Origin of the sequence: Chitinivorax sp. PXF-14 (genome assembly GCF_040812015.1) — a bacterium.
Lineage (GTDB): Bacteria > Pseudomonadota > Gammaproteobacteria > Burkholderiales > SCOH01 > JBFNXJ01.
In genome coordinates, this window is the sequence record NZ_JBFNXJ010000032.1 from 1 (window position 1) to 5,042 (window position 5,042).

Sequence of the window (5,042 nt, forward strand, 5' to 3'; positions counted from 1 at the left end):
GCGCCGTCACATGGGCGACGGCAGCGGCGATGTCGACGGTGCGGCCCACGCGGGCTTCCGACTCCATGAATTCGACGGCCTTGGCGTGGATCGCCAGCGGGTCGTTGCTATCGACCGTGGGGCCCGCATCACCGGCCCGTTCCTGAAAATCCACCAGCTTGGGCTGGCCCTGCAGGAACGCCTTGAAGCCGTCGATCCCGCTCTTTGACTGCCTGGCCTCGCCCTCGCCGAATTCGATCACGCCGGCATCGGCCGCGATGTGATCCATGAAGGAGACGACGAAACCCTTCTGGGCGGGCAGCAGCTTGCCGGTCTGGATCAGGCTCTCGGCAAACGCCGCGTTCTCGCCATGCCTGACGGCCGCCTGGGCCGCCTTGTCGCGGGCCTGGGCTTCCGCCAGCTGTTGTTTGAGCTGGGCGTTCTCGGCCTCCAGCGCGGCCTTCTGTTCAGGTGTCACGGTGCTCTCCTGCGTGGGTTGCTCGGTTGATTCGGAATAGCTTGGCGTGGCAGGCAAGATCTGCCCGCCATCGTCCTGGCGGGCGTCATCCTCCAGCGTGGCGACGGCATAGCTGGGGATGGTCCTGTCGGCCTCATCGAGACCAAAGCGGCCGATGAGCCATTCGCGCAGACGCCGCCACAGGCTGGCGTTTTCCATGTCGGACCAGTCGGCGAACTCGATCACGCCCTCTTCGGCATCGGCGAATTCCGGCGCGCGCAGCCCCTTGACGGCCGGCGGCTGGGCCCCCAGAAACCCCACGTGACGCAGGTAGTAGACGCCCGGAACCGGGTTCTGCGGCGAATCGGGGGCGTAGAAGCTCGCCGACACTTTCTTGAAGGCGCCACTGGCGACCAGCTCGGCAAAGTCGGGATTGACCTGGTGCGGCGAGGCTTCGAGCCCGCCCTCGGCAAATGCGAGCCCCTTGATCCAGCCATAGGCCGGGTTATCGTGGCGCGGATGGCCGACCACGATGGGCGCCTCGTGCAGCGCCGGATCATAGGCGTCGGCAGCCGCAGCCAGGTCCGCTTCGGAAAACGCCAGCGTGGCACCACCCATCGCGGTATGGGTGCCAACCTTGAAGATGTGTATGGGTTTCGAGTTCATGCCGCCATTGTGCTGGGCGACAGTGGGCGGTGCGGGGAGGAAGGGCTTCAGTGAGGCGCGGGAGGCGGCGGGACAGCACACCCCGGGCGACGACATCTATCGGCCGGAAATGGCTTGTTGCGCATGAATTTCGCGCTGCCGCAGAGAGCGGAGCCGGAGCACTGCCGGCCCATGCCGATTTAACGCGCTTTTAACGCGCGATGAGCCGGCAACGATAGCTGGCCGGCCGCATGGCCGCAGGAAATGGCTGCGCCACGCTGACGGGCCCGCCACGTCGAAAATGGCAAACCAGCCAACGGGCAGCCCTACGAGCCCACGACCTGGCGCAGATAATCGGACACCTTGCCGACGATCTTCGCCTCGTCGGCATCGGTCAGGCGCAGGAAGGGACGGGCCGGAATATTCGAGCCCGGATGGTTGACCGAGCGTACCACCCTGCCGCCGAAGGCGAGCGCCTTCTTATTCTTCGGTCTGATGACGTGCGGCCGGGTCTGGCCGCCAAACTGGTGGATGGCGGCGTATTTGACATTGGTACCCACCATCGCCGAATTGCCATCGGCCTGGCTGGTGATGCTGGAGCGCAGGCTCTGCCCGCCGCCGCGCCGGGTCAGTGGCGTGGCGCTGTACCCTTGCTTGCGTTTCTGCGCCAGCGTCGCCGGCTTGAGCCCGGCCCAGGCCGGCCGGCCGCCTTGGTCGAAGTTCTGCATCACCGCCTCATGCATGATGCCAGCCACCACCCGCATCACCGGCGAGGCATCGGCGGCGGCACGGGCCAGGCGTTCGAGGGCGGAGGTCAGCTGGGCCGCGTCGATTTTGAGTTCTATCAAGATGATCCTATAATGAAAGCGACCTGATTGCGGTCGCACAATGGCTCCCGACTTGACGCATCCAAAGGAACCGCACAGGAAACCCCGGCGATGCGGCGTCGGGGTTTATTTTTGGTAGAGCAGGAAACCATCGCGTTGCTTTTCGATATAGCGTTTCCGGGCGTCCGGGTTGCGCTCCGGCTGGCTCATCATGGCTGTCGACCCCGTCCAGCCGTCCTTGCCATGTTCAAATACCGATAGTCCATGTTGCGTACCTTCCGGCCCGTCGATCTGCCAGCTTTTTATGTAGCGTCGCTTGAGTCGCCACGCGCCTGGCTGGTCGCGTGACTCCTCCCAGCGCAGCCATATTTCGTCCGGTTCCTTGACAGCCTCGGCGAGCAGCTTCATGTAGGGGCCGCGAAAATTCTTGATAGATTTCCAGTTCCCCGCACCATCCTGAAACAGCGCCTCATCGATGACCAATGCGGCGCCGGCCACATCCTTGAACACCACGCTCTTACCGATGTCGGCGCCAAAGACCGACAGGAAGGCACGGGCGTAGTCCTGTGGCGGCAGACCATCGGCCAACAGGCGAGCGGCCGACACCGGGGCGGGCTTCGGCAGCTGCGGCAGCGACACCCCCACCGGAAACGTGCGCGGCAGCGAATCAAGCGGCGGCGGGACAAACGGCCTGAGCGCCGATTGTCCGGGGTTGTAGTTCCACCCCGGGTCCGGCATGAAGGCTTTGCCTGGCGCATACTCGAAACGAGTGACCGTCACCAGTGGCGCGCCTGGCTTGCGGCTGACCGGCACCTCGACATCACGCAACGCCCCCTGGCTGCTCGACAGATCGAGCTTGCGCGCCTTCAGGTCATCGCCATCCAGCGCACGCACCGAGCAGCGGCAGCGAAAACCGTTTGGCGGGAAAATGCTGTTCCAGATCGGGTCGTCGTGGCGGAACACCCGACCATTCAGCGCCGCATGCGACGGCCGGGTGCGCCGGTCCATGATCGCCGAATACATCCAGTACGGACGATCATCCACATTGGCCAGCATGGCCTGATAGCGCCCAGCCATGTAGGCCGTCTGCATGTTGGTGTCAAATATCGTGCCAAGCCGCCGGGGCGTCAGCCCCTTGCCGTGCATTTCGCCGGTCTGCGGGTCGGTTTGCGCGTGCGTACCCCACCAGCCTTTCTTCTGCAGCAGCGGGGTGAGTCCGTCGATGAACTCCTGCCGCGTATGGCCATGCTTCAATGCGTCCACCAGCCCGGCCTTCAGGTCGGCCAGTACATCGGCCTTCATCACCCCGGCCGCGGTAAACGCTTTCGCATGGGCTTGCTGCCACACGTCCTGCCACGAGAAGCCGAGCACATAGCCCTTTTGCTCCAGGTAGGCGACGGCGGCGGCCGGCTCCAGGCCGATGGCGTAAGCGAGATCAGGCGTCGTCATGGGCGAATCCCAGGCGGCCCCACAGGTCGGCGACGAAGATGGCGCGGGCCAGCAGCGCCTCGAGCGCGGCGCTGTCGAGCGCCGGGAAGACCGTCAGCAGTGCGTCGCCGGCCTCATCGGGCGTGTGTCCGGCCTGCAATGCCGCAATGGCCGGCGCCAGCAGGGCCTGCATGGCGCCATCGATGGCATTGCCAGGCAGCGCCTGCAATACCTTGTCCAATACGGCTTGGCTGGCATCGCCACCGGGCCCTTCGGCGAAGGCAACAGGCTCGCCGCCGTCGAGGCTGAGCGACTGCTTGCCGTCACCTGCCGGGCGGACCTCTTCCCATTCGCCGCCGTAGGTCTCCTGGATGTGCGCGAGCGTCGGCTTGAAGCCCAGCGCAAAGATATTCTTGTCGCGCTCACTGCGCAGCTTCAGGTCTTCCGCCTGCTTCACCTGCCGCCAGATCGTCGGCGGCCGCGCACCGGGGCAGTTGTAGGCGGTCAGCCACGGCGACAGCGTCGCGTTCAGCGTTGCCGAGAGCAGGTCGGCGTCGGCCTGTACCAGCTCCAGCCGCACCTCCTCGCGCGCTACGGCCGCCGAGGCCAGGGCGCCGCCGCTGCCCTTGGACGTCGGCGACTCGCCCAGCACGGCGAATGTCATTTCCTCGTCCATGTAACGGGCGAACTGCTCATAGCTCACCGTGCCGCCACGCTTCGCCTCCAGCAGGTCGATCACCATGCCGTCGGGGATGGTGACGCCGGCATCCTGGGCGATCGCGCCGAGCGCGTCCAGCAGCTTGTCCTGGTCATCCGGCGGCGTGCCATTCGGATACTTGCCGATTGCCGTCGGGCTGCCGAACTTGTCCAGGAAGGTCAGCCAGAAGGTGATGTCCTGGCGTTTGAACAGCACCGGCCAGAACAGACGTGAGCCCAGCCCCATGCCAAACGGGCTGCCATCCTTGGCGCCGAAGGCATGCACGATGAACTTGCGTGGTGGTACCGGTTCACCGGGCATCAACTGCGCCCAGGTCTTGAGCCGCAGCTTGAAATCGACGTCGAAGTTGAACCGGCGCTGGTCGCGTGGCCGCACCTCGCGCACCACGATCTCGCGGCCATCCGTGTCCCACATGATCTCGCCCACCGCGAAGCCCTTGAGGATGGCGTCGAGCAGGTTGTAGCAGACCAGGTCGAAATTGCTCGCCACGACGACTTGCTCGCCGGCATCGTCGCGCGCCGGCACGCCGATGGCGGCCAGCTGGGCGCGCACCATGTCGGCGGCCTTGATGTCGAGCGCATCGTCCGATGCCGGGTCGACCTGCCACGGCCGCGCGACCACAGCCAGCTTGCGCTTCTGCAACACCCCGTAGGCGTGGCAGTCGCGTTCGATCTCGTCATAAATCTTGTAGCTCTTCGCGCCGCCACGCGTCAGCAGCGTGTCGTCATGGCTGCGCAGCGTGCCCAGGAAGGGCACATAGGTAATGTCCTTGGCGACCGTGGCGATTTCGCCGCGGAAGGGCTGGCCGTTCTGATCGACGATGTTGCTCATGGCTTACTCCACAAAATCCGCATAGCGGCTCCGCCCCCGACTGCCGGCGCCGATGCTCTTGAATTCGATGACGCCGGCACCGGACGTGGCCAGCGCCCACAACATATGCAGGGCGTCCGGGCCGTCGTCATGGTCGGCCTTCGGGAAGTGCCGCAGG

The 5,042-nt window shown here is 65.4% G+C and carries 4 protein-coding genes; all 4 read right to left on the bottom strand.

The window, feature by feature from the left end; all coding sequences use genetic code 11:
• Positions 1-1,102, bottom strand: a 1,102-nt coding sequence (locus ABWL39_RS20695; protein WP_367796054.1) for a peptidase, incomplete at its 3' end; no start/stop codon positions are given.
• A 305-nt stretch (positions 1,103-1,407) separates the two neighbouring features.
• Positions 1,408-1,929, bottom strand: coding sequence for a phage virion morphogenesis protein (locus ABWL39_RS20700; protein ID WP_367796057.1), 522 nt, complete (start codon positions 1,927-1,929; stop codon positions 1,408-1,410).
• A 105-nt stretch (positions 1,930-2,034) separates the two neighbouring features.
• Complete coding sequence (locus tag ABWL39_RS20705; RefSeq protein WP_367796060.1) at positions 2,035-3,357, bottom strand: PBECR2 nuclease fold domain-containing protein; 1,323 nt, start codon at positions 3,355-3,357, stop codon at positions 2,035-2,037.
• On the bottom strand, positions 3,344-4,885 hold the full coding sequence (locus tag ABWL39_RS20710) for a DUF935 domain-containing protein (RefSeq protein ID WP_367796063.1): 1,542 nt from the start codon (positions 4,883-4,885) through the stop codon (positions 3,344-3,346). Before ABWL39_RS20710 ends, ABWL39_RS20705 begins: the two co-directional genes overlap by 14 nt.
• Between the last annotated feature and the right edge of the window lie 157 nt (positions 4,886-5,042).

What these genes read in the sequence shown, in the direction of transcription:
- ABWL39_RS20705 (WP_367796060.1), bottom strand. Translation starts at nt 3,357, where the DNA reads ATGACGACGCCTGATCTCGCTTACGCCATCGGCCTGGAGCCGGCCGCC.
- ABWL39_RS20710 (WP_367796063.1), bottom strand. Translation starts at nt 4,885, where the DNA reads ATGAGCAACATCGTCGATCAGAACGGCCAGCCCTTCCGCGGCGAAATC.